The organism is Gordonia sp. PvP123, assembly GCF_040547295.1.
Lineage (GTDB): Bacteria > Actinomycetota > Actinomycetes > Mycobacteriales > Mycobacteriaceae > Gordonia > Gordonia terrae.
This window is the reverse complement of sequence record NZ_JBEPPN010000004.1, coordinates 26579-48533: the sequence shown is the minus strand read 5'-3', so window position 1 is coordinate 48533 and position 21955 is coordinate 26579. Positions and strand designations below refer to the sequence as shown.

Below are 21955 nucleotides of genomic sequence, written 5' to 3'. Positions count from 1 at the left end.
AACGTCGGGTGCAGATCCGTCCATCCGGGCCTCTGCGACCGCCCGTGATCACGTACAGGTGGTGTCGCCCGCGTTGGTGATCGCCAGGTCATTGGGCAGATTGCCGGTGTTCTCGGCGGGTGCGAGCTGATTCGCCGTCAGGGTCGCCCCGGACGCCGGAACCGATCCGAGAGAGCCGGTGAAATCCGCCCCGACGATGAGCTCGACGCCGGACTTGACCGTGCGATCGAGCTGGATGCTGGCGTTGGGGAACATCTCGGCCAGCGTCGCGGCGGCATCGCGCTGTCCCGGGCCGTAGCGGACGACCGTGTCGTCGCGGTTCTCCGAGGCGTCGGCGACACCGCGGACGTCGAAGCCGTACGGCGTGAGCTGTTCGGACACCTCGGTGGCGAGACCGGTGCGATCGGTGCCGTTGAGCACCCGGACGCCCACATTGCCGGGGTTCTGTGCCGTCGCGGTGACCGGTCCGGGAGCGGACGTGTCGGCCCTGGTGCTCGGGGCATCCGAACTCGAGGGGGCCTTGGAGGATGACGGCGGCTTCTTGCGCGCCTGTTCGCCCGGTAGGGGCAGGTCGTCGATGATGGCGTCGAAGATCGCGTCGATGTCGCTGGTGCGCGGGATCTCGTTGTTGGCGCCGTCGGTGGACGTTCCCGATGTCGGGATCGTCAGGAACGAGACGCGTCCGGCCTCGATGCCCTGCATGGACTCGGCCAGGCTGATGAGCGACTGGGTGTCCACACCGTCGACATAGCTGTACTCGATGAATGTGTTCACGATGCCGTTGAGCTTGTTGGGGTTCGACAGCACGTTGCCCGACAGAGACGACCGCAGCAGCGACGACATGAACAACTGCTGACGCTTGATGCGCCCGTAGTCGCCGTTGCCCTCGGAGGAGATGTTGCGGGCCCGCACGTAGTTGAGCGCCCGTCGACCGGTCAGCTTCTGCTTGCCGGGCTTACGCAGGATCTGACCGATCTCATAGTCGTAGAGCGGCACCGTCGAGCAGACCTCGACGCCGCCGATCGCACGGACGACCTTCTCGAAACCGTAGAAGTCCATGCCGATGAAGTGGTTGATGTTCAGACCGCTCATCGCGGTGATCACGCGGACGAGGCACTGCGGTCCACCCGCGGCGTAGACGCCGTTGAGTTTGACGTCGTCGGCGGGCGGCATCTCGGCGCCGTAGGCGCCCGTCGCGTTGTCCCAGGCGCGGCAGGCCGGCTGGTCCACCTGCAGATCCCGCGGGAACGACACCGCGACGACGCGGCTCCGGTTCGCGGGGACGTTCACCAGGATGACGGTGTCCGATCGGGCGCCGTCGGCGTCGGCTGTGGTGCCTGCCCCCACCTTGGCGTTCTGTCCGCCGCGCGTGTCGGTTCCGACGATCAGATAGGTCTCGTCACCGTATTGGGCGTCCTTGTTGCGGATGTTCTGGTCATCGGGATCGACGGCGGTGACGTTGCGCCAGTTGCCGTTCCACGACTGCAGGTAGCCCCAGACGAAGCCGGTGCCGACGAGCGCGAGGACACATGCGATGGCGACCAGAATCCGTCCGGTCGCGGCGGTCTTGCGGAGCACTGCACCCTGACGGTCCTCGTCGCGTCCGGGATGACGCCGGGGTGCCGAACGCAGCGCGAGGGGTCCGGTGAGATCGGGGGTGCGCTCGAGCGGTGCCTGCGCGACCGGGCTCCCCGACGGAGACCCGGCGACCGGTTCCTGGCCCCTGGATTCCTCGATGGCCCGCTTCTCGGTCGCACGGTCGGACAGGTCCGGTGCGGAGTCGCCGATGGTGGGGATCTTCTGGGTGACGTCGTTGTCGAAGCGATGGACCGTGGTGGGGCGATCGTCGGGCGCCGGCTGGGGTGCGCCCGGCGCACGTGGGGGTGGCGGCGGTTCGGCGCCCTGACCGAACGGCTGTCCGAGGCGGCGGGAACGTGCGCGCGTCGACGGGGTCCCGGGATTCCGCGACTCCGGACGCGGGGGCATCGCGCGGCGGGAGCCGGAGCGGCCGGAGCCCGCAGGCGGCTCGGCGGGTGACGACTCCTCCGCGTTCATCTGCTCCATGAGCTGACGGACGGTCAGCCGCGTTCGTCCGCGGACGAATCGATCCGCGGACCGCGGCTCACGGAGGCTGGGGTGTGCGGGGGGCTGGTCACCCGGGCCGACGGGGCCGGTGGCGTCCTGTCCCGGGGTCGGGCCGAGCTCGTCGTGGGAGCGTCCGGCGCGACGACCACGACGAGAGCGATCGGCGTCGCCCGCCTCGGGGTCGTCCGGGCCCGGTGTCCTACGACTCAATGCACGTTCCTCATGCCCCGTGGTCTGATTCGCGAGTCACCGCAGATCGGGGCTCGACCAGCGCGGTGCGCACAGAATGGAGGTCCCGGCGGCCGGGACCTCCGCGCAATAGTACTGATCCCACCTGAGAAAGCATCTCAGCCAGGCGCCGGTTGTGACGGTTTTCGCAATCCGGTTCAACCGCCGGAGTGCATGATCTCGGCCCCGGCCGGGACGACGTCCTCGTCCGGATCGTCGAGCCATCCGTCCGGCAGCGCGACCTTGGCCGGGGATCCCTGCCTGCCGCGCGGGCCGTGGCCGTCGGACGGGAACGGGGTGTCCGCGGGCAGCTCGGCGAGCAGTTCGCGCAGCTCGTCGACGCTGCCGACCAGTGCCATCCGGCGGCGGATCTCCGATCCGGCCGGGAAGCCGCGCAGGTACCACGCGACGTGCTTGCGGATCTCGCGGCAGCCCTTCATCTCACCGTGGTGGTCCACGAGGAGTTGGCAGTGCCGGACCATGATGTCGGCGACCTCGCCCAGATTCGGCGGGGTCGGGGCGTCGAACCCGCCCAGCTCGGCGGCGAGTTCGGCGAACAGCCAGGGGCGGCCGAGACAACCGCGTCCGATGACCACGCCGTCGCAGCCCGTGCGGTTCATCATCGCGACCGCGTCGGCGGGCTCGAAGATGTCGCCGTTGCCGAGCACGGGCACGGACGTGACGTGGTCCTTCAGACGGGCGATCTCGTCCCAGTCGGCTTCGCCGGAGTACCGCTGCGACGCGGTGCGCGCATGCAGGGCAACGGCGGCGGCGCCCTCCTCCGCGGCGATGCGACCGGCGTCGAGGTGGGTGCGGTGCTCGTCGTCGATGCCGATGCGGAACTTCACCGTCACCGGGATGTCGGTGCCCTCGGTGGCGCGGACCGCCGCCGCGACGATCTTGCGGAACAAGGTGCGCTTGTAAGGGATCGCCGAACCGCCGCCCTTGCGGGTCACCTTGGGGACCGGGCAGCCGAAGTTCATGTCGATGTGGTCGGCGAGGTTCTCGTCGACGATCATCTTCGCGGCCTGATACGTGTACTCCGGGTCGACGGTGTAGAGCTGCATCGACCGAGGATTCTCGTCCGGTCCGAAGGTCGTCATGTGCATCGTGACCGGATGCCGCTCGACGAGCGCGCGGGCGGTCACCATCTCGCAGACGTACAGCCCGGAGACGGTGCCGGTGCGGGCGAGTTCGAGCTCACGGCACAGCGTGCGGAATGCGACGTTCGTGACACCGGCCATCGGGGCCAGCACGACCGGGCTGGCCAGTTCGATCGAACCGATGCGCAGCCCCTTCGAGACGCTCGCAAGCTCGCTCCTCAGGGGGCTGGGGAGCGAGCTTGCGGTGGTCGAAGGCGCCGGGTCGCTGCTCGCTGAGGTGTGAGCGGAGCGAGCCTCGAAGGGGAGGGTGGTGCTCAGGATGCCTGCTGCTCCCGCTTCTTGGCCTCGCGGGCGAGCGAACGGTCGCGCATCTCCTCGAAGCGGATGGTGTCCTTCTCGAGCTGCTCGAGGAAGGCGGCGAGCTCCTCGCGGGTCTTCTCGCCCTCGCTGGTGAAGTCCTCACGCTCGAAGACGTTCCACTTGCGCAGGACCGGCATGACGACCTCTTCGAGGTGCTGGCGCAGGTCGTAGATGCCGTGCTTGGCCATGAGCACGCCGTGACGACGGAAGTTGGGCATCCCGGCGCCGGGCATCTGGAAGTTGGTCACGATGTCGGTGACCGCGCGCAGCGTCTGATCGGGCGAGATGTCGAAGCCCGCGCCGCAGATGTTGCGGTAGAAGATCATGTGCAGGTTCTCGTCGGCCGCGATGCGCTGGAGCATCTTGTCGGCGATCGGGTCGTTGCACGCCTTGCCGGTGTTGCGGTGGCTGACGCGGGTCGCGAGTTCCTGGAAGGTCACATAGGCCACCGAGTGCAGCAGGCCCAGCTCGTCGGCATGCTCCTCGAGTTCGTCCACACGTCCGGCGGCGGCCAGCATCGGGTCGTAGCCGTTGGTCATGTGGATCATCCGCGCCTCTTCGAGCGCGACGGGATCGACGCCGCGGGTGACCACGAGGTAGTCGCGCATGACGATGCCGTGGCGATTCTCCTCGGCGGTCCAGCGACCGACCCAGTGGCCCCAGGCGGAGTCCATGGAGAAGTTGTCGGCGATGACGCGGTGGTACGACGGCAGGTTGTCCTCGGTGAGGAGGTTGGTGATCATCGCGGCCTTGGCGACCTCGTCGAGCTGCGACTGCTCGGGGTCGTAGTCGACCCCGCCCAACGCGGCGAAGTTCCGGCCCTCGTCCCACGGCACGTAGTCGTGCGGGTTCCAGTCCTTGGCGATCTTGAGGTGGCGGTTGACGTTGTCCTCGGCAACCGGGGCCAGCTCCTTGAGGAGCTCGAGTTGCGTCAGGTCGCGTGCCATATGGGTGTCCTCCGAACGGTGTCCGCGTGTGTCATCGTGCGTGTGTCGTCGTCTGTGTCTGGTGGGTCGGTCCACGTGCGCGGCCGCTGCCACGATCGTGGTTCTCGACGTCGTCGGTGATGCTCGACGTCTTGGCGGATGCGTGCCGGGTCCGCCGGACCGCGGTGTGTCGGGCCGGGGTGCGCTCCGGCGCCCGACGCCACTGGTCAAAGTCCTAGCGTACGGCACGCTCACCGGTGTCCCAAGTCCGTCGTGAGGGTGTCGTCGCCGCACCGGCGAACCGTTACGGGGTGCGAGGGTGTCATCCGTCACGCCGGCGACCCCCGCAGGCGTCGCCGCAAACGCCCAGCTGGGCGCGGGTTCGCCCGGTGCGGCGGAACGGTCAGCGCCGAGAGGCGAACATGGCCCCGGTCGTTTCCATCCAGGCCGTTGCGGGCTCGTCGATGGTGCCCAGTTCGCGGGCCTTCTCACACCAGCGCATGGCCGCCCGACCGAACTCCAAGGGGTTGTACACGTCTTCCTCGCGGCTCCAGCGACCGTTGCCCGCGTAGGTGAGGATGGTGATGTTGGTGGCGGTGATGTGGGTGGAGTCACCGGGGTCACGCATCGGGTTGTCGACTTCGCAGATGACCCGGCCGGTCGGGGCGTCGACCACATGCCACAGGGAGGGGAAACCGGTCATGTGGCTGCCGGGGAACGAGGTCATCGTGCGCCAGATCCACGTCCGGATCTCCTCACGGCCGCGCATGGTGCCCAGGGCGTGCTCGACGTAGTCGGCATCGTCGGTGAACAGCTCGGCGAAGCGATCCCAGTCGCGGCTGACGGCGATCTCGGCGACCGTGCGCTGGAACTGCGCGAAGGCCTCGTCGAGTTCTGCGTGGGTGAACTCGGTGGTCGGCGGGGTCGGTTTCTCGGTGGTTTCCATCGTCGCCGATCGTAGAGTCCGGAACGGCGCGATCCACCGCGTTTCGCGACACTCGGTACCATTCGTGCCCAACACTGCCACCGCACACGGATCGGTGAGGACGTCATGTACCAGGTAGGGGACCTGATCGCGGGGTACCGCGTCCTCGACGTGCTCGGACGCGGCGGCATGGGCGAGGTCTACAAGGCCGCCCATCCCCGGCTGCCGCGCGCCGACGCCCTCAAGGTGCTCCGGTCGGTCCACGCCACCGACCCGGTCTTCCGCGCCCGGTTCGAACGCGAGGCCGACATCGTCGCGCCCCTGCACCATCCCAACATCGTCGCCGTCTACGACCGCGGTGTGTTCGACGAGTTGCTGTGGATCGCAATGGAGTACGTGCCGGGCACCGATGCCGCGCGGATGCTCGCCCGGGAGTCCCCGCTCGACCCCGGTCTCGCGTGCACGATCATCACCGGGGCGGCCGCCGGACTCGACGCGGCACACCGGCGCGGCGTCATGCATCGCGACATCAAGCCGGCCAACATCCTGATCACGCCGGGCGAGGAACGTGTCGACGGCGGTCCGAGCGGTCCCGAAGCCATCAAGCTCACCGATTTCGGCATCGCGCAGGTACTCGACGAGGTCACCCACCTGACCGGCACCGGGATCACCATCGGCACGATGCGCTATGCCTCGCCGGAGCAGATCGAGGGCCTGCGCGTCGACGGCCGCAGCGACATCTACTCGCTCGCCGCCACCGCGTACGAATTGCTCACCGGTGCCCCGCCTTTCGACTCACCGTCGCTGCACGGGTTGATGACGGCACACATGCACCACGAACCTCCGTCGGCCAGTGCCCGCAACCGGGCCCTCCCCGCGGCCGTCGACCGGGTGCTCGCCCGGGCGATCGCGAAGGAGCCGGGCCGCCGACACTCGACGGCGGGGGAGTTCGCGGCCGCGCTCGCCGACGTCTTCGACTCCCGCGCAACACTCATCGGCCCGGTGGGCGTGCCCGATTCCGGGGAGGTACCCGCGTCCCACGGTCGGGACGCGGAGATCCTCGCCGAGTTCCGTCCCGCCGGAACCGGCGTCGGTACCGATCCCCGCCCGCCGATCGGTGCTCCGGGCCCGCGTGCCGCGGCGCTCGCGCCGGTTCGGGTTCCGCCGGAACCGTCGCCCACCTGGCCGGCCGACGACGATACGCAACCGAATGCGGTCGGCCGTCCGCGCCAGCTGCTCGTGATCGGGATCGTCGCCGTGCTCGTCGCCGGAATCCTCGGCGCCGGCATCGGACTCGTGCGCATGTCGGCCACGTCTCTGGACACCCCGGACCCGCCGGACGCGGAGGTCACGACCACTGCCGTCGAACTGACCTGGAACAGTGTGGCCGGGGCCACCGGCTACGTGGTCACCCAGAACGACGCCGTGATCTACTCCGGGCCCGCGACCGAGTTCACCGCGCCCCGACCGGTACCCGGTACCTACACGTTCCAGGTCGCCGCGCACGACGACGGCCGGGTGTCGGACTTCTCGCGGAATTCCGAGCAGGTCGATGTCTTCATGACGTGGGGCCAGCTGCAACCGATCGCCGACCTGTACCACGATCTCATCCCCGCGACACCGTTGAGCACCAACGGTTTCGATGCCATGCGCTGCTGGGGTGAGGACGGCGACCTCGCCTTCTCGTCGAGCAAGCGCACCGTGTCGTGCACGCGCGAAGCGGAGAACCCGACCGGGGCCGGCAGCGGAGACCCTTCCGGTCCGCAGGTGGCTGCGTACCAGGTGATCGTCGATGCCTACGACACCCCGGAGGAGGCCACGGCAGCAGCGAAGGTGACCGCGTACGACCTCCGCGGCGTCGACTACACGACTGCGCAGGGACACGCCGGCACGTTGTATCTGTCGGACAAGCAAGGTGATCAGGGTCAGGCGATCCTCACGTTCGACGACGGTGACCACGCCCGATCGGTGGTGTGGGTCGTCGTCCCGGGCGAGCCCGCCGCCGCGGCCGGCGACGTGTTGAAGAGGTTGCCGATCTGATGAACTCGCCCACTCCACCCGCTCTCCCCACTTCGCCGATCTCGACGACGGTCCCGACCCGGCCGCGACGGATCGGATCCGGCCCCTGGCTGATCGGGTTGATCGTGCTGATCTCGGCGGTGGTGGCGCTCGGTGGGTTCGCGGTGGTCCGTTCGGTGACGGCACCCGATGCGCCGGACCCGCCCGGTGGGCTCACCCTGCAGGCCCGGCCGGGGCGGGTCATCGCGACCTGGGACCCGGTCGACGGGGTGTCGGCCTACCAGCTTCTCCGCGGTGACGGATACGTCGTCCACCAGGGGCCGGAGACGACGGCCGAGGACGCGAGTGTGCCTGCCGGAGAACATGACTACCGGGTGGTTGCGATGCGTGGGGGCGTGTACTCCGAGCCCGGGCCGGTGCAGCGGGTCCGGACGGGTGCGAGCTGGGGAGAGTTCGCGCCGCTCGTGGCGCAGTTCCCGGAGTTGCTCCCGCAGGCCCCCGACACCGCCGCGCAATGGATGAACACGGAGTGCATCCGCCGCTACTCCGGTGGCCGGGACGAGGTCGGCCCGTCGGAGACCGGGGCGGGGCAGGTCCGCACCGTCTTCGTCGTGCGGTGTGCGGCGGGTGCGGTGGACCGTCCTTTCGGGGTGTTCTGGTTTGCGTCCAGGGATGCGCTGAACGCGGAGTACTCGCGGTCGTCGTCGACGTCGCGGCCGGTCAGGTGGCGGCACGGAACGGGATTGATCGACGAGAACGGCCGCGGGGTCTTCAAGATCACCGACGACCCGGCGCGCGAACTCGCGATGATCGTCGTACTGGAAACCGACGGTCAGGACATTCTCGACATGGTGGACTCGCTGCCGCTCTGACCGCCGGAGAGCATGTGTCCCCAGTCGGCCGTGGCGGTCGGCGGAACCGGCTCCGCGAGGCACGTCGGGTGCGGCATGATGGCGTGGGGTGCCTGCGGGGTGGGTGCCCGACGTCGAGGAGAGGCTGAACTCATGCAGCGCTTGAGTGGATTGGACGCATCGTTTCTCTACCTCGAGACGCGTTCGCAACTGATGCACGTCATCGGTCTGTTCGAGATCGACCCGAGCACCATGCCGGGCGGCTATCGGTTCGACAAGATCCGTGCGGAGATGGAGCGACGGATCGCCGCCATCCCCGCGTTCCGCCGCAAACTCGACAACTCGTTGCTCAACATCGACCACCCGGTCTGGATCGAGGACGAGGACTTCGACATCGAGCGTCATGTCCACCGCGTCGGGGTGCCGGCACCCGCCGGCGCCGGCGAGGTCGCCGAGCTGGTCGGTCATCTCGCCGGTCAGACGCTCGACCGGGGCAAGCCGCTCTGGGAGCTCTGGATCATCGAGGGGCTCGCCGACGGCCGGGTCTGCGCCATGCTGCGTATGCACCACGCCGGGACCGACGGTGTCACCGGCGCCGAGTTGCTGGCGCAGATGTGCACGCTCTCACCGGAACCCCCGGAACTCGACGCCGAGAAGGTGGGAGAGTCGGCCGGGCCGTCGTCGCGCGTCGCGATGGCCGCGGGTGGGGCGGTCAACTACTTCGTCCAGCGTCCCCTGGCGATGGCCAAACTGCTGCCCCGGACGCTCGGCGTACCGGTCGGCTGGTTCCGTCGCGCACAACAGGATTCGGCGATGCCGGCACCGTTCCGCGCGCCGCGGACGCGGTTCAACGCACCCATCACGCCGCATCGCAGCATCGCCGTGACCCAACTCTCGCTCGCCGACGTGAAGCGCGTGAAGGACCACTTCGGCGTGAAGATCAACGACGTGGTGCTCGCGATGGTGGGTGGAGCGCTGCGCACCTACCTGCTCGAACACGACGAGTTGCCCGATCGCCCGCTGGTCGGGATGGTCCCGGTCTCGGTGCACGGCGCCGATGAGAAGGACCTGGTCGTCGGCGGCACCAACAAGGTGACCGGGATGTTCACCCAGCTCTCCTCCGACGAGCCGGATCCGGTTGCCCGGCTCCGGAAGCAGGCCGAGCTGAGCCGCACCTCGAAGGAGCACCACGCCGAGATCGATGCGAACATCCTGCGGTCCTGGGCTCAATTCGCCCCGGGCACAACGCTGTCCACCGTGATGAAGATCTACGGCGACCGCAACCTGGCGTCGGCCCATCCACCGGTCTTCAACGTCCTGGTGTCCAACGTGGCGGGTCCGGACTTCCCGCTGTACTTCCTCGGCGCCCGGGTCACCGGCGTCTACCCGCTCGGCCCGATCTTCCACGGACTGGGACTGAACATCACGGTGTTCTCCGCCGACGGCAACCTCAACATCGGCATCGTGGGCTGCACCGACCAGACCCCGGATCCGTGGGCGATCGCCGACGCCTTCGACGATCAGCTCAAGCAACTCCTCGCTGCCTGCGACTGAGCACCTTCTGCTGGTTGAGCAGTCGACGAGCGCAGCGAGGAGACGTGTCGAAACCACTCCGCCGCAACGTCATTCCCCGGACATGCCCCCGGCCAACTGGTCGAGCCAGACCCGCGCCGACGCATCCGACGGTGACCGCCAATCGCCACGCGGGGACAGGGACCCGCCCGATCCGATCTTCGGGCCGTTGGGCATCGCCGAGCGCTTGAACTGGTTGCCCATGAACCGCTTCACGAACACGCCGAGCCAGTGCTCGATGGTCGCCGCATCGTATTCGTTGCGTTTGTCCTCGGTCAGCAGATCCGACCACGGACCGCGGGTGCGGTCGCCCCACGCCTGCCGGGCGAGGTAGGCGATCTTGGTCGGCCGATAGCCGAAGCGCGTCAGGTGGTAGAGGAAGAAGTCGTGCAGTTCGTAGGGGCCGACGGTGTCCTCGGTGCTCTGGATCCGGCCGTCGTCACCGGGCGGCACCAACTCGGGGGAGATGACGTCGTCGAGAATCTCGACCAGGGTCTCGGTGGTCTCCGACGAATGGTGTCCGCTGGTGATCATCCACCGGATCAGGTGCTGGATGAGCGTTTTCGGCACCGAGCCGTTGACGTTGTAGTGGGACATCTGGTCGCCGACACCGTAGGTGCACCAACCGAGCGCGAGTTCGGACAGGTCGCCGGTGCCGAGCACGATGGCGCCGTTGGAGTTCGCCAGGCGGAACAGGTGCGAGGTCCGTTCGCCCGCCTGCACGTTCTCGAACGTGACGTCGTAGACCTTCTCGCCGCGGGCGTACGGATGGTCGAGGTCGGCGAGCATCTGCTCACACGACGGCCGGATGTCGATCTCGGTGCCGCTCACGCCGAGGGAGTCCATGAGCGCGTGGGCCCGTCGCAGCGTCGGGCCGCCGGTCGCGAAACCGGGCATCGTGTAACCGAGGATGTTGGTGCGCGGCAGCCCCAGTCGGTCGAACGTGTCGACCGCGACGAGGAGCGCGAGCGTCGAGTCCAGCCCGCCGGAGACGCCGATGACGATCTTCTCCAGTCCGGTCGATCGCAGTCTCTGGGCGAGACCCTGCACCTGAATGGAACGGACCTCGGCACAGCGTTCGTCTCGGTCGGCGGAATCCGCCGGCACATAGGGGAACCGGGGAATCACCCGCCGGACCACGTCATCGTCGCCGGCCAACTCGCCGAAGTCGAAGCCGATGCGGCGCAACGACTTCAACCGTTCGGAGTGGTCGCCGACCTGGTCGCGCAGGCTGATCATGCGCATCCGTTCCTGCCGCAACCGGTCGAGATCGATGTCGGCGGAGATGATCTGGTCGGTCGTCGCGAACTGTTCGCTCCGGGCGAGGAGCGAGCCGTTCTCGGTGATGAGGGCGTCACCGTCCCAGGCCAGGTCGGTCGTCGATTCGCCGAAGCCCGCGGCGACGTACACGTGGGCGGAGATGGTGCGTGCGGAGTGCCCCGTGCACAGGTTGGTGCGGTAGCCCTCTTTGCCGATGGTGACCGGGCTGCCCGACAGGTTGGCCAGCACCGTCGCGCCGCCGAGAGCCGCCCACGTGCTCGGTGGGATCGCCACCCACCCGTCTTCGCAGATCTCGACGAACAGTGCGAAACCGGGGAGGTCGCGTGCCTCGAAGACGAGATCGGCGCCGAACGGGACCTCGTCGCCGCCGATCGACACGGTCGTGGGGATCGCGTCGCGTGCCGCGGCGAAGAAGCGCTGCTCGTAGAACTCGCGGTAGTTCGGCAGGTAGGACTTCGGGACCACCCCCAGGACGGCACCGTCGTGGATGACGGCGGCGCAGTTGTACAGGCCGTCGCCGACGAGCATCGGCAGCCCGACGCAGAGGACCGGCGTCATTCCGGCGCTGGCGGCCACGATCTCGTCGAGTGCGGCGCGGCACCCGTCGAGGAGAGCATCCTGATGGAAGAGGTCGTCGACGCTATAACCGCACAGCCCCAGTTCGGGGAAGACGACCAGGCAGGCGCCGTCGTCGGCGGCCCGTCGCGCGAGTGCGATGGTGCGCGTGGCGTTGACCGCGGGTTCGGCGATCGTCAGGACGGGAACGGCACCGGCGACCCGGGCGAATCCGTTTGCGTAGACAGACACTCCGACACCCTAATCGCGGGCGGGCCCGGACGCGCCTCGGCGGCAGGTGTTCCTAGGACCGCCACCAGGTGTCGTCGACCTCCACCGGAGTCGTCCGCTTGTGCCGGTTACGATGCCACGCGGCCTCGATCTTCTCCGCGGCCTCGACCGGGATCTCGCGTCCCTCGAGGTAGTCGTCGATGTCGTCGTAGCGCAGGCCGAGTTCGTCCTCGTCGGTCTGCCCCGCCTTGTCGTCCAGCAGGTCGGCGGTCGGGACCTTCTCCCACAGTTGCTGCGGCGCACCGAGGTGGCGCAGCAACGCACGACCCTGCCGCTTGTTCAGTCCGGAGAGGGGGAGGACATCGGCGGCACCGTCGCCGTGTTTGGTGAAGAAACCGGTGACGTTCTCCGACGCGTGGTCGGACCCGATGACCAGCAATCCGCGGTCGCCGGCGAGCGCGTACTGCGCGACCATCCGGTGCCGGGCCTTCGCATTGCCCTTGGTGAAATCGGTGAGTCGGTTGCCGGTCGCCTGTTCGATCTCCGCGGTGAGGGCGTCGACGCCGGGGGCCACATTGACGGTGACCACCTCGTCGGCGGCGACGAAATCGAGCGCGGCGGCCGCGTCGTCCTCGTCGTGCTGCACCCGGTAGGGGAGGCGGACCCCCACGAAGACGGCCTCACCGCCACCGGCACGGACGCGGTCGGCGGCCAGCTGTGCCAGCCGTCCGGCGAGGGTGGAGTCCACCCCGCCGGAGATGCCGAGGACATATCCCTTGGCGCCGGTCGCGTCGAGGTAGTCGGCGAGAAAGCGCACCCGGCGTACCACCTCCTCGGCGGGTTCGATCGAGGGCTTCACCGCGAGGGCGTCGATGATGGTTCGCTGGATCTCACGCATGACCCCAGTGTGCGCCATCGGTCAGTCCTCGCGCGGGATTCGCACACCCACGAGGTGGGCCCCCGGGTCGGGAGTCAGGCCGAGGCGGCCCCACGGGTGGGTCACGCCGACGACCGCGTAGGCCGAGGTGGGAAACCGTTCGATGTGACCGTCCGGGTCGAGCGTCAGCGCGGTCGCGGGCATCCCCGGCTCGTGCCCGACGACGAGGATCGTCTGCGCGTCGGCGGGCGCGTGGATGCGGATGGACTCGAGGATCTCCTCGGGTGCGCCGCCGTAGATGTCCTCGACGTAGGTCACCGGCGCGTCGATGCCGGTCCGGGCGAGGGTCTGACGCGTTCGCGTCGACGTGGAGCACAGCACCGCGTCGACCCGCAGGCCCTCGTCGGCCATCCATCGTCCGGCCAGAGCGGCCTGCCGGTCGCCGCGTTCGGCCAGCGGACGGTCGTGATCGGGCGTCGCGGGCGGGTAGCCCGACTTGCCGTGCCGCATCAGGATGAGCGTGCGGGCCTCGCTCATGCGGCGCCGTGCCGCCGGTCGCTGACCCGGTTGCCGGGCCCGGACTCGGCGACCATCATCCGCAGCACCCGCACGGTGGCGCGCCACGCCGCCGCCTCCTGCCGGAGGAAGGCCGCATGCTCGTCGTCGCCGCGGGCCTCGGCCTCCTCGGCGGCGACGTCGAACTCCAGATACTCGTCGACGGCGCAGGCGATGAATTCGCCCACCGAGGTGCAGTCGGTGCAGGCCACCTCGATCGCGGCGGCGTCGAGGGTGGCCAGTCGTTCCAGATCTGACCGATAACGCATGGGTTCGAATCTACGTTGTCCGGGCAGGTGGTGGGTGTTCCGACACCGTCGATCTCGGTTCGGGCGACTCCGGTCGCCACCGCGAGCACCGGCAGCCGCCGTTACCCTGGGGATCGTGCACACCTGGGTACCCGCTCTCCTCGCGGTGCTGGCCGCGTTGATGATCGCGGCGGGCACCGTGTTGCGTCAGCGCGCCTCTCGGGTGAACGGTGCCATCACCCCGGGTTGGTGGGCGGGTGCGGCGATTGCGCTGTGCGGCTTCGGTTTGCAGGCGTCCGCGCTCGGGTTGGGCTCGATCTTGCTCGTGCAACCGCTGGTCGTGCTGGCGGTGCTGTTCGCCCTGCCGCTGGAGGCCTGGGCTGACCATCGGCACCCGGCCCGCATCGAATGGGCGTGGGGCGGGGTGCTCGTCGCGTGTGTCGTCACGTTCCTCATCGTGGCGCGACCCGAACCGTCGATGCGGCGACCCGACGCATTGTTGCTCTGGGGCACGGTGGGGGCGGTCATCGGTGTCGTGGTGGCGTTGGTGGTCTTGGCGCACCGCTCGAGCCCGCACTACAAGGCGCTGTTCTACGGACTGGTCGCCGGCGTTCTCTTCGGGGTGTCGGCACTGCTGGTCAAGACGGTGATCTACCAGGTCACCCATCATTTCTGGCGTACCTTCGTCCACCCCGAGATCTATCTCTTCGTGCTCGTGGTGATCGGCGCGATCCTCGCCCAGCAGATGGGATTCGGCGCGGGCGACCTGCAGACGTCGTTCCCCTCGATGACGGTGGCCGAGCCTGCCGTCGCCATGGTTCTCGGCGTGTTGTTGCTCGGCGAGAACCTGCAGGTGTCGGTGCCGACGGCGCTGTTCCTCGGGATCGTGCTCGCGATCATGGTGCGTGCGGTGTGTGAACTCGCCAAGCTGTCGGCAGTGCGCGGGTACGAACAGGCGGTCGCCGCGGAAGAGGCCGCCGCTGTCGAGGAGACCGCAGCCGACGGGGTCGCAGCGAAAGACGTCGCGGCGGGGGAGTCGGAGACGACGACGTCGCGGCCGGTGGCCTGACCACCGACCGCGACGACGTCCGGGTTCTCAGATCTCCTGCGAGATTCCTTCGGCCCACTCGGCGGCCTGCTTCGCCGGCTTGATCGCCGACGAGTTGTCGTGGCGGGCGTGTTCGCCCACCTGGACCGCGCCGCGCTTGGTGAGCATCTCGGCGACGATCTCGCCACCGCGGTTGAACGTGTCGTAGATCGAATCCCCGAGCCCGAACACCGCGAACCGCACACCGGTGAGGTCGGGGTCGACGCTCTCGAGTTCCTCGGCGAAGGGCTCGGCGCCGGTCGGGAGTTCGCCTTCGCCGTAGGTCGAGCAGACGATGACGAGGAAGTCCTCGGGGTCGAGATCCTCGACCGCGAACTCGCTCATGTCGTAGATCGAGGGATCGTGATCGGCGGCCAGCGTGTCGGCGATGGCGTCCGCGACGAGCTCGCCGTTCCCGGTTTCGGTTCCGTAGAGGATGACAACCGACATGTGAACTCCTCTCGACGTCGGCGTTTTCGCAAAGCGAGGGTAGCCTAACCGGCTCGCCGGTGCGAAATCGCTGGTGAACAGGGGGTTGGAAGAAATACTTGGATGTCCTACTATGTGGTGACACCGGCCATAACCCCCAACGAAGTCGAAGGTGATCTCCGTGTCCGCTCCTGCTGTCCCCTCGATCCCGCACTACCTGAACGGCAAGCGCGTTCCCGCCGAGGGCGGACGTTTCGCCGACGTCTTCAACCCGAGCACGGGCGCCGTGCAGTCCCAGGTCCCGCTGGCGTCGACCGACGACGTCGCCGCCGCGATCGCGACCGCCTCGGAGGCGCAGAAGGAGTGGGCCGCCTGGAACCCGCAGCGCCGCGCCCGCGTCCTGATGCGGTTTGTCGATCTGGTCAACAAGAACGCCGACGAGCTCGCGACCACGCTGTCGCTCGAGCACGGCAAGACCCACGCCGACGCTCTCGGCGACATCCAGCGCGGCGTCGAGGTGATCGAGTTCGCGATCGGCATCCCGCACCTCATCAAGGGCGAGTTCACGGCCGGTGCCGGCGGCGGCATCGACGTGCACTCCATCCGTCAGCCGCTCGGTGTCGTCGCGGGCATCACGCCGTTCAACTTCCCGGCCATGATCCCGCTGTGGAAGGCCGGCCCGGCCCTCGCGTGCGGCAACGCCTTCATCCTCAAGCCCAGCGAGCGCGATCCGTCCGTGCCGGTGCGGCTGGCCGAACTGTTCACCGAGGCGGGCCTGCCCGACGGCGTGTTCCAGGTCGTGCACGGCGACAAGGAAGCGGTCGACGCGCTGCTGACCCACCCGGACGTCAAGGCCCTCGGCTTCGTCGGCAGCTCCGACATCGCGCAGTACATCTACTCGACGGCGGCCGCCCACGGGAAGCGCTCACAGTGCTTCGGTGGCGCCAAGAACCACGCGATCATCATGCCCGACGCCAACCTCGACCAGGTCGTGGACGCGCTGATCGGTGCGGGCTACGGCAGCGCCGGTGAGCGCTGCATGGCCATCAGCGTCGCGGTCCCGGTCGGCGAGCAGACCGCAGATCGGTTGCGCGCCAAGCTGATCGACCGGGTGAACGCGCTGCGTGTCGGGCACAGCCTCGATCCCAAGGCCGATTACGGGCCCCTGGTCACCGCCGCCGCCCTCGAGCGGGTCCGCGGGTTCATCGACAAGGGTGCCGAGGAAGGTGCCGAGGTCGTCATCGACGGACGTGAGCGCGCCAACAACGAGCAGACCTTCGGCGACGAGGACATCTCGAAGGGCTTCTTCATCGGCCCGACCCTGTTCGACCACGTCACCAAGGACATGACCATCTACACCGAGGAGATCTTCGGTCCGGTTCTGTCGATCGTGCGTGCCGGCGACTACGAGGAGGCCCTCGCGCTGGCGTCGGACCACCAGTACGGCAACGGTGTCGCGATCTTCACCCAGGACGGCGACGCCGCCCGCGACTTCACGGCCCGCGTCGACGTCGGCATGGTCGGCGTGAACGTGCCGATCCCGGTTCCGGTGGCGTACTACACCTTCGGCGGCTGGAAGCGTTCGGGCTTCGGTGATCTCAACCAGCACGGCCCGGCGTCGATCCAGTTCTACACCAAGACCAAGACGGTGACGACGCGCTGGCCGTCCGGCATCAAGGACGGCGCCGAGTTCGTCATCCCGACGATGGACTGATCGGCGTTGACCACTTTCGCCGACGCCGCGGTCGCTCGGCTCGACGGTGACGAACGCGTCATCGTCGAGACCGCAGCGGGTTTCGCGGCGAAGAAGCTGGCGCCGTTCGCGCTGGAGTGGGATGCGTCGAACCACTTTCCGGTCGACGAGCTGCGCGAGGCGTCGGAACTCGGGATGGGCGCCATCTACTGTTCGGAGGATGCCGGCGGCAGTGGCCTGCGCCGTCTGGACGGCGTGCGCATCTTCGAGCAGCTGGCCTACGCCGATCCGGCCGTCGCGTCGTTCCTGTCCATCCACAACATGTGCACGTGGATGGTCGACAAGTACGGCACCGACGAACAACGTTCGACCTGGGTGCCGCGCCTGGCGACCATGGAGACGGTTGCGAGCTACTGCCTGACCGAGCCGGGTGCCGGCTCGGACGCGGCCGCGCTCGCGACCCGTGCCGAGCGGTCCGGCGACGAGTACGTGCTCACCGGGGTCAAGCAGTTCATCTCCGGTGCGGGGTCGTCGGACCTCTACGTCATCATGGCCCGCACGGGCGAGGCCGGTCCGAAGGGGATCTCCACATTCCTCGTGGAGAAGAACTCCCCCGGGCTGAGTTTCGGTGCGCAGGAGCACAAGATGGGCTGGCATGCGCAACCCACCGCCCAGGTCATCCTCGACGAGGTGCGCGTGCCCGCGGCCAATCTCCTGGGCGCCACCGAGGGCATCGGCTTCGGCATCGCGATGAACGGCCTGAACGGAGGTCGCATCAACATCGCGGCATCGTCGCTGGGCGGTGCACAGGCGGCCTTCGACAAGGCGGCCGCCTATGTCGCCAGTCGTCGGGCCTTCGGGAACGCGCTGATCGACGAGCCGACGATCCGGTTCACCCTCGCCGACATGGCCACGTCGCTGCAGGCGTCGCGACTGATGCTGTGGCAGGCGGCGTCCGCACTGGACGACGATGCGCCGGACAAGGTCGAGCAGTGTGCGATGGCGAAGCGCTTCGTCACCGACACGTGCTACGAGGTCGCCGACCAGGCGCTCCAGCTGCACGGCGGATACGGGTATCTCACCGAGTACGGAATCGAGAAAATCGTCCGCGACCTCCGTGTGCACCGCATCCTGGAGGGGACCAACGAGATCATGCGCGTCGTGCTCGGCCGTTCGATCGCGACCCGCTACCGTTCCCTCGCCCCCTGAGGTGCGACGAGCCTCGAAGGGCTGAACCCGCTCCACACAACCACTTTCGTAGGAAGCAGAGACAATGACGACGATCGCCTTCCTCGGCCTCGGCAACATGGGCGGCCCGATGGCCGCCAACCTGGTGAAGGCCGGGCACACCGTTCGCGGGTTCGATCCGGTACCCGAAGCGGTGAAGACGGCACAGGACAACGGCATCGAGACCTTCCCGGCCGCGATCGAGGCGGTGTCCGCCGCCGAGGTCGTGATCACGATGTTGCCGAGTGGCGCCATCGTGAAGAAGCTGTACGACGACATCCTCCCGGCGACGCCGACCGGCGCGCTGTTCATCGACTCGTCGACGATCTCCGTCGACGACGCCCGCGAGATCCACCAGCGCGCTGCCGAGCACGGCTTCGCGCAGCTCGACGCGCCGGTGTCGGGCGGCGTCAAGGGCGCCGTCGCGGGCACACTGGCGTTCATGGTGGGCGGTGAGGACGAGGCCTTCGCCGCCGCACGCGGAACCCTGGATCCGATGGCGGGCAAGATCATCCACTGCGGTGCCGCGGGCGCCGGCCAGGCCGCCAAGGTCTGCAACAACATGGTCCTCGCCGTCCAGCAGATCGCGGTGGGCGAGGCGTTCGTCCTCGCGCAGAAGCTGGGTCTCGACGATCAGGCGCTCTACGACGTGATCACCGGCGCCACCGGCAACTGCTGGGCCGTGCAGACCAACTGCCCGGTCCCGGGTCCGGTCCCGACGTCGCCGGCGAACAACGACTTCAAGCCGGGCTTCGCGACCGCTCTGATGAACAAGGACCTCGGTCTGGCGATGGACGCCGTCGCCAGCACGGGGTCGCGCGCACCGCTGGGCACTCATGCCGCACAGCTCTACCGCGGCTTCGCCGAACAGCACGCCGACCTCGACTTCAGCGCGATCATCACCTCGCTGCACTAGGTCTTCGCCGTCCGCACGAGACCCGTATGACGTTGTGCCCGGTTTCCGGGTGCAACGTCATACGCGTTTCAGGCGGCTGATCGGTGGAGCGCGGTGTGGATGGCCGTGGCGACCTGGGCGGGTCGTTCGATGAGGTCGGTCCAGGTGAAGTTGAGGACGGTCCAGCCGTTGGCGGTGAGCAGGTTGCGTTTCGTCCGGTCGCGCTGGAAGGTGGCGACGTCGCGGTGGAAGGCGAAGCCGTCGATCTCGACTGCGATCTTCGTGTCGGGGAAGGCGAAGTCGATGACGTGGCCGAGGGTGGGCATGTTCGCGATCCAGCCGGTGATGCCGGCGGTGGTGAGCAGTTCGGTGGTGAGTCGTTCGGCTTCTGATCGTGCCCCGTCGCCGAGGAGTCGCAGATAGGTGGCGACTCGTGGTGCTCCGTGTCGGTTCGGGTAGCGGTCGTGTGCGGCGTGGAGTGCGTCGAGGGTGACGCGGGTGGTCAGTAGTGCTGAGTCGAGGATGCTGATCCCGATGTCGAGGGAGGCGTCGAGGACGGTCAGTGCGGCGGCCGTCGTCGGAAGTCCTTGGTGGATGGTGATGTCCTCGGCGTGCAGTGGGCGGTATCGGACGAGTGCGGTCGCTGATGAGCGGCGGGCAGTACCGCGGGTTGGCGTGTACACGACGTGTTTTCGTGGTTCGTCGTCGTGGCGGCCGAGCCACCAGGCGGCGGCCGCGCCGCCGAGTACCGCTGCGGTGTGGACCGACAGGACCGCGATGCGCGCTTGGGCTCGGGCTGTGCGGGGGTGTCCGGCGACGAGGTACACCCCGCGTGCGACGGCTTTCCAGTCGCCGGCGGCGAGTTTGCGGTGGATGGTCGAGGAGCTGACGCCGCAGTCGCGGGCTTCGCGGGTGGAGAACACGCCGTCTCGGCGGGCGGTCAGTTCGGCAATGTCCATGGTGATTCGACGCTGCCGGTCGGCGTGCGGTTCCGTCGTCGGGTGGCTCCGGAATCCGTATGACGTTGTGCCCGGTTTGCGGGTGCAACGTCATACGCGTTTCAGGTGCCGACTCAGAAGTCCCCGTTGTGCTTGCGAAGCGACTGGATCGCGCCGACGAGGCCGGTCATCTCGTCGTCGGACATCCCGACGTCGCCGAACACCTCGCGGTTGAGGGTTTCCGTGGCCTCGCCCACCGTCTTCTGCCCGAGCTCGGTGATCTCGACGAGCGTGGTGCGTCCGTCGGTGGGATGCGGGACGCGCCGGACGAGGCCGCCCTCCTCGAGCCGTCGGATCGCGTGGGTCACGCTGGTGACATGGACCTGGAGCCGGTCGCTCGCCTTGGTGATCGGCAGTGAGCCGTGCCGCGAGAACGCCAGCAGGCGGAGGAGTTCGAAGCGGGAGAAGCTGAGGTCGTACGGACGCAGTGCGGCCTCGACGCGCGCGAGCAGGATCTGGTGCGCGCGCATCACCGAGGTCACCGCCACCATGCCGTCGGCGACCCCGCCCCACCCCGCCTGGGTCCAGTTCTCCCGTGCCTCGGCGATCGGGTCGAAATCCATGCTGCGCCCTGCCATACCGATACCCTAGTGCGCCACTCGTCCCGCCGCGGTCAGGCGCGTGCAGTGCGCCACCCGTCGATGACGGCGGTCGCGGCGGCCACCGGGTCGGCGCCCGCCGGGTAGTTGCCCGACAGCAGGAGCGTCGCCATCCCGTGCACCTGCGCCCACAACGATGCGACGACGGTCTCGGTGTCGGCGGCGCGGAGGAGCCCGGCGCCGATCGCCGCCTGCACCCCCTCGCGCAGCGGGGTGATCGCACGCGTCGCGGCCGCACGGGTCTCGTCGGTGCGTTCGACCCCCGCGAGCGCGTCGGAGAACATCAGCTCGTAGAGCCTGGGATTCTCCAGTGCCCATCCGACGTAGGCGACCCCGAGGCCTTCCAGCGTCATCGGGCCCTCGGCTGCCGCCACCGCGGACCGCTGCGCGCCCGCGAACGAGTCGAAGGCACGGACCAGGATCGCGCGCGACAGTCCCTCCTTGTTCCCGAACAGCGAGTAGACCGCGGTGGTGGAGGTGTCGGCAGCGCGAGCCACCTCCCGCACCGACAGCGCGCCGACCCCGTGCGCGGCCACCACCCGGACCGCTTCGTCGAGGAGTCGTGTCCGCACGTCGTCGGTGTGCGATCGAGGTCTTGCCACGGCCACCATCGTTTCATAACATCGTTCTGTAACAGTGTTACCAAACTACGGAGTCGCCATGCCACCCCGCCGAGCCGTCCGCATGACCAACGACATCCCGCCTGGGGGCACGGCCGTGTTCCTGATCGGGATGCGGGTGACCCGGCCCTGGCGGGTGCGCGCGTGGTTGTCGGTGATGGCGGCGATGCCGAGGATGCTCGTTCATCTCCGGCGACGACCGCAGGCGGGCATGCTCGACGCCCGTCTCTATGTGGGTGGCTCACTCATGGTGTTGTCGTACTGGCGCAGCGCCGACGATCTCCGGCGGTTCGCGTCCGACCCCGACGCGCCGCATCTGCCCGTCTGGCGGTGGTTCAACCGGGAGCTCGCCGACACCGACTCGGTCGGGATCTGGCACGAGACCTACGTCATCGGTGAGCACGAGTCCATCTCGAGCGGGATGGCCCCGCAGGGTCTGGCGCGTGCCGTCGGGTGGCGCCCGGTCGGCCCGGGGACGGCCACCGCTTCCGGTCGCCTCGGTCAAAGCCGGCCGATTGCGGACGGTGTCGTGCCAGTGAATGACACTGCCGATTCGGGCGATTCGAAGGGCTGATTCGATCAATTGTGATC

20 protein-coding genes are annotated in these 21955 nt (G+C 68.5%); 8 read left to right on the top strand and 12 right to left on the bottom strand.

Features of this window, described 5'->3' with window-relative positions:
* Positions 1–48: 48 nt before the first annotated feature.
* From ABIC25_RS08070 to ABIC25_RS08055, 4 genes are all read right to left on the bottom strand, one after another.
* On the bottom strand, positions 49–2295 hold the full coding sequence (locus tag ABIC25_RS08070) for an LCP family protein (protein WP_354560870.1): 2247 nt from the start codon (positions 2293–2295) through the stop codon (positions 49–51).
* Positions 2296–2471: 176 nt separating this feature from the next.
* Positions 2472–3638 (bottom strand): tRNA dihydrouridine synthase DusB, encoded by a 1167-nt coding sequence (dusB, locus tag ABIC25_RS08065; protein WP_082931977.1) that lies wholly within the window; start codon positions 3636–3638, stop codon positions 2472–2474.
* A 92-nt stretch (positions 3639–3730) separates the two neighbouring features.
* Positions 3731–4723, bottom strand: coding sequence for an acyl-ACP desaturase (locus ABIC25_RS08060; RefSeq protein ID WP_004022003.1), 993 nt, complete (start codon positions 4721–4723; stop codon positions 3731–3733).
* 382 nt (positions 4724–5105) lie between these two features.
* On the bottom strand, positions 5106–5648 hold the full coding sequence (locus ABIC25_RS08055) for a nuclear transport factor 2 family protein (RefSeq protein ID WP_354560868.1): 543 nt from the start codon (positions 5646–5648) through the stop codon (positions 5106–5108).
* 105 nt (positions 5649–5753) lie between these two features.
* On the opposite strand from ABIC25_RS08055, the gene ABIC25_RS08050 reads away from it, so the two are divergent.
* The 3 genes from ABIC25_RS08050 (at position 5754) to ABIC25_RS08040 (ending at position 10051) form a co-directional block, all read left to right on the top strand.
* Complete coding sequence (locus ABIC25_RS08050) at positions 5754–7667, top strand: protein kinase domain-containing protein (RefSeq protein WP_354560867.1); 1914 nt, start codon at positions 5754–5756, stop codon at positions 7665–7667.
* Entirely contained in the window at positions 7667–8518 is an 852-nt protein-coding gene (locus tag ABIC25_RS08045) for a fibronectin type III domain-containing protein (protein WP_354560865.1), read from the top strand. The genes ABIC25_RS08050 and ABIC25_RS08045 overlap by 1 nt, the downstream gene beginning before the upstream one ends.
* 132 nt (positions 8519–8650) lie before the next feature.
* The gene (locus ABIC25_RS08040; protein WP_354560863.1) at positions 8651–10051 is read left to right on the top strand and encodes a WS/DGAT/MGAT family O-acyltransferase; all 1401 of its coding nucleotides are present in this window, start codon (positions 8651–8653) and stop codon (positions 10049–10051) included.
* A 69-nt stretch (positions 10052–10120) separates the two neighbouring features.
* On the opposite strand, the gene ABIC25_RS08035 is transcribed toward ABIC25_RS08040, so the two are convergent.
* Genes ABIC25_RS08035 through ABIC25_RS08020 form a run of 4 tightly spaced genes read right to left on the bottom strand, consistent with a single transcriptional unit; the run spans position 10121 to position 13837 of the window.
* Complete coding sequence (locus ABIC25_RS08035; RefSeq protein WP_354560862.1) at positions 10121–12157, bottom strand: NAD(+) synthase; 2037 nt, start codon at positions 12155–12157, stop codon at positions 10121–10123.
* Positions 12158–12209: 52 nt separating this feature from the next.
* On the bottom strand, positions 12210–13034 hold the full coding sequence (gene nadE / locus ABIC25_RS08030) for an NAD(+) synthase (RefSeq protein ID WP_354560860.1): 825 nt from the start codon (positions 13032–13034) through the stop codon (positions 12210–12212).
* A gap of 21 nt (positions 13035–13055) precedes the next feature.
* On the bottom strand, positions 13056–13550 hold the full coding sequence (locus ABIC25_RS08025; protein ID WP_004022500.1) for a SixA phosphatase family protein: 495 nt from the start codon (positions 13548–13550) through the stop codon (positions 13056–13058).
* Positions 13547–13837 carry a hypothetical protein gene (locus tag ABIC25_RS08020; protein ID WP_004022499.1) on the bottom strand — a complete coding sequence of 97 codons (291 nt, stop codon included), beginning with the start codon at positions 13835–13837 and terminating at the stop codon, positions 13547–13549. The genes ABIC25_RS08025 and ABIC25_RS08020 overlap by 4 nt, the downstream gene beginning before the upstream one ends.
* A gap of 115 nt (positions 13838–13952) precedes the next feature.
* On the opposite strand from ABIC25_RS08020, the gene ABIC25_RS08015 reads away from it, so the two are divergent.
* Positions 13953–14885, top strand: a complete 933-nt coding sequence (locus ABIC25_RS08015) for a DMT family transporter (protein WP_354560858.1) — start codon at positions 13953–13955, stop codon at positions 14883–14885.
* Positions 14886–14912: 27 nt separating this feature from the next.
* Here the strand turns inward: ABIC25_RS08015 and ABIC25_RS08010 are convergent, their stop codons facing one another.
* Entirely contained in the window at positions 14913–15353 is a 441-nt protein-coding gene (locus ABIC25_RS08010; RefSeq protein WP_004022497.1) for a flavodoxin domain-containing protein, read from the bottom strand.
* 160 nt (positions 15354–15513) lie between these two features.
* On the opposite strand from ABIC25_RS08010, the gene ABIC25_RS08005 reads away from it, so the two are divergent.
* The 3 genes from ABIC25_RS08005 to mmsB all read left to right on the top strand — a co-directional run bounded on the left by ABIC25_RS08005 (position 15514) and on the right by mmsB (position 19168).
* Entirely contained in the window at positions 15514–17046 is a 1533-nt protein-coding gene (locus tag ABIC25_RS08005; RefSeq protein WP_033206343.1) for a CoA-acylating methylmalonate-semialdehyde dehydrogenase, read from the top strand.
* Positions 17047–17052: 6 nt separating this feature from the next.
* On the top strand, positions 17053–18234 hold the full coding sequence (locus tag ABIC25_RS08000) for an acyl-CoA dehydrogenase family protein (RefSeq protein WP_004022495.1): 1182 nt from the start codon (positions 17053–17055) through the stop codon (positions 18232–18234).
* Positions 18235–18298: 64 nt separating this feature from the next.
* Entirely contained in the window at positions 18299–19168 is an 870-nt protein-coding gene (mmsB, locus tag ABIC25_RS07995) for a 3-hydroxyisobutyrate dehydrogenase (RefSeq protein WP_064571021.1), read from the top strand.
* A gap of 68 nt (positions 19169–19236) precedes the next feature.
* Here the strand turns inward: mmsB and ABIC25_RS07990 are convergent, their stop codons facing one another.
* From ABIC25_RS07990 to ABIC25_RS07980, 3 genes are all read right to left on the bottom strand, one after another.
* Positions 19237–20106: a type IV toxin-antitoxin system AbiEi family antitoxin domain-containing protein gene (locus tag ABIC25_RS07990; RefSeq protein WP_354560856.1), complete on the bottom strand. Its 870-nt coding sequence runs from the start codon at positions 20104–20106 to the stop codon at positions 19237–19239.
* Between the two features lie 113 nt (positions 20107–20219).
* Entirely contained in the window at positions 20220–20723 is a 504-nt protein-coding gene (locus ABIC25_RS07985; RefSeq protein WP_004022492.1) for a MarR family winged helix-turn-helix transcriptional regulator, read from the bottom strand.
* A gap of 35 nt (positions 20724–20758) precedes the next feature.
* A complete protein-coding gene (locus tag ABIC25_RS07980; protein WP_354560854.1) occupies positions 20759–21355 on the bottom strand; it encodes a TetR/AcrR family transcriptional regulator in 597 nt (198 codons plus the stop codon).
* 49 nt (positions 21356–21404) lie between these two features.
* On the opposite strand from ABIC25_RS07980, the gene ABIC25_RS07975 reads away from it, so the two are divergent.
* Positions 21405–21938: a DUF4188 domain-containing protein gene (locus tag ABIC25_RS07975; RefSeq protein ID WP_354560853.1), complete on the top strand. Its 534-nt coding sequence runs from the start codon at positions 21405–21407 to the stop codon at positions 21936–21938.
* Positions 21939–21955 lie beyond the last annotated feature (17 nt).

What these genes read in the sequence shown, in the direction of transcription:
- ABIC25_RS08060 (WP_004022003.1), bottom strand. Translation starts at nt 4,723, where the DNA reads ATGGCACGCGACCTGACGCAACTCGAGCTCCTCAAGGAGCTGGCCCCG.
- ABIC25_RS08055 (WP_354560868.1), bottom strand. Translation starts at nt 5,648, where the DNA reads ATGGAAACCACCGAGAAACCGACCCCGCCGACCACCGAGTTCACCCAC.
- ABIC25_RS08050 (WP_354560867.1), top strand. Translation starts at nt 5,754, where the DNA reads ATGTACCAGGTAGGGGACCTGATCGCGGGGTACCGCGTCCTCGACGTG.
- ABIC25_RS08045 (WP_354560865.1), top strand. Translation starts at nt 7,667, where the DNA reads ATGAACTCGCCCACTCCACCCGCTCTCCCCACTTCGCCGATCTCGACG.
- ABIC25_RS08040 (WP_354560863.1), top strand. Translation starts at nt 8,651, where the DNA reads ATGCAGCGCTTGAGTGGATTGGACGCATCGTTTCTCTACCTCGAGACG.
- nadE (WP_354560860.1), bottom strand. Translation starts at nt 13,034, where the DNA reads ATGCGTGAGATCCAGCGAACCATCATCGACGCCCTCGCGGTGAAGCCC.
- ABIC25_RS08025 (WP_004022500.1), bottom strand. Translation starts at nt 13,550, where the DNA reads ATGAGCGAGGCCCGCACGCTCATCCTGATGCGGCACGGCAAGTCGGGC.
- ABIC25_RS08020 (WP_004022499.1), bottom strand. Translation starts at nt 13,837, where the DNA reads ATGCGTTATCGGTCAGATCTGGAACGACTGGCCACCCTCGACGCCGCC.
- ABIC25_RS08010 (WP_004022497.1), bottom strand. Translation starts at nt 15,353, where the DNA reads ATGTCGGTTGTCATCCTCTACGGAACCGAAACCGGGAACGGCGAGCTC.
- mmsB (WP_064571021.1), top strand. Translation starts at nt 18,299, where the DNA reads ATGACGACGATCGCCTTCCTCGGCCTCGGCAACATGGGCGGCCCGATG.
- ABIC25_RS07990 (WP_354560856.1), bottom strand. Translation starts at nt 20,106, where the DNA reads ATGGACATTGCCGAACTGACCGCCCGCCGAGACGGCGTGTTCTCCACC.
- ABIC25_RS07985 (WP_004022492.1), bottom strand. Translation starts at nt 20,723, where the DNA reads ATGGCAGGGCGCAGCATGGATTTCGACCCGATCGCCGAGGCACGGGAG.
- ABIC25_RS07980 (WP_354560854.1), bottom strand. Translation starts at nt 21,355, where the DNA reads ATGGTGGCCGTGGCAAGACCTCGATCGCACACCGACGACGTGCGGACA.
- ABIC25_RS07975 (WP_354560853.1), top strand. Translation starts at nt 21,405, where the DNA reads ATGCCACCCCGCCGAGCCGTCCGCATGACCAACGACATCCCGCCTGGG.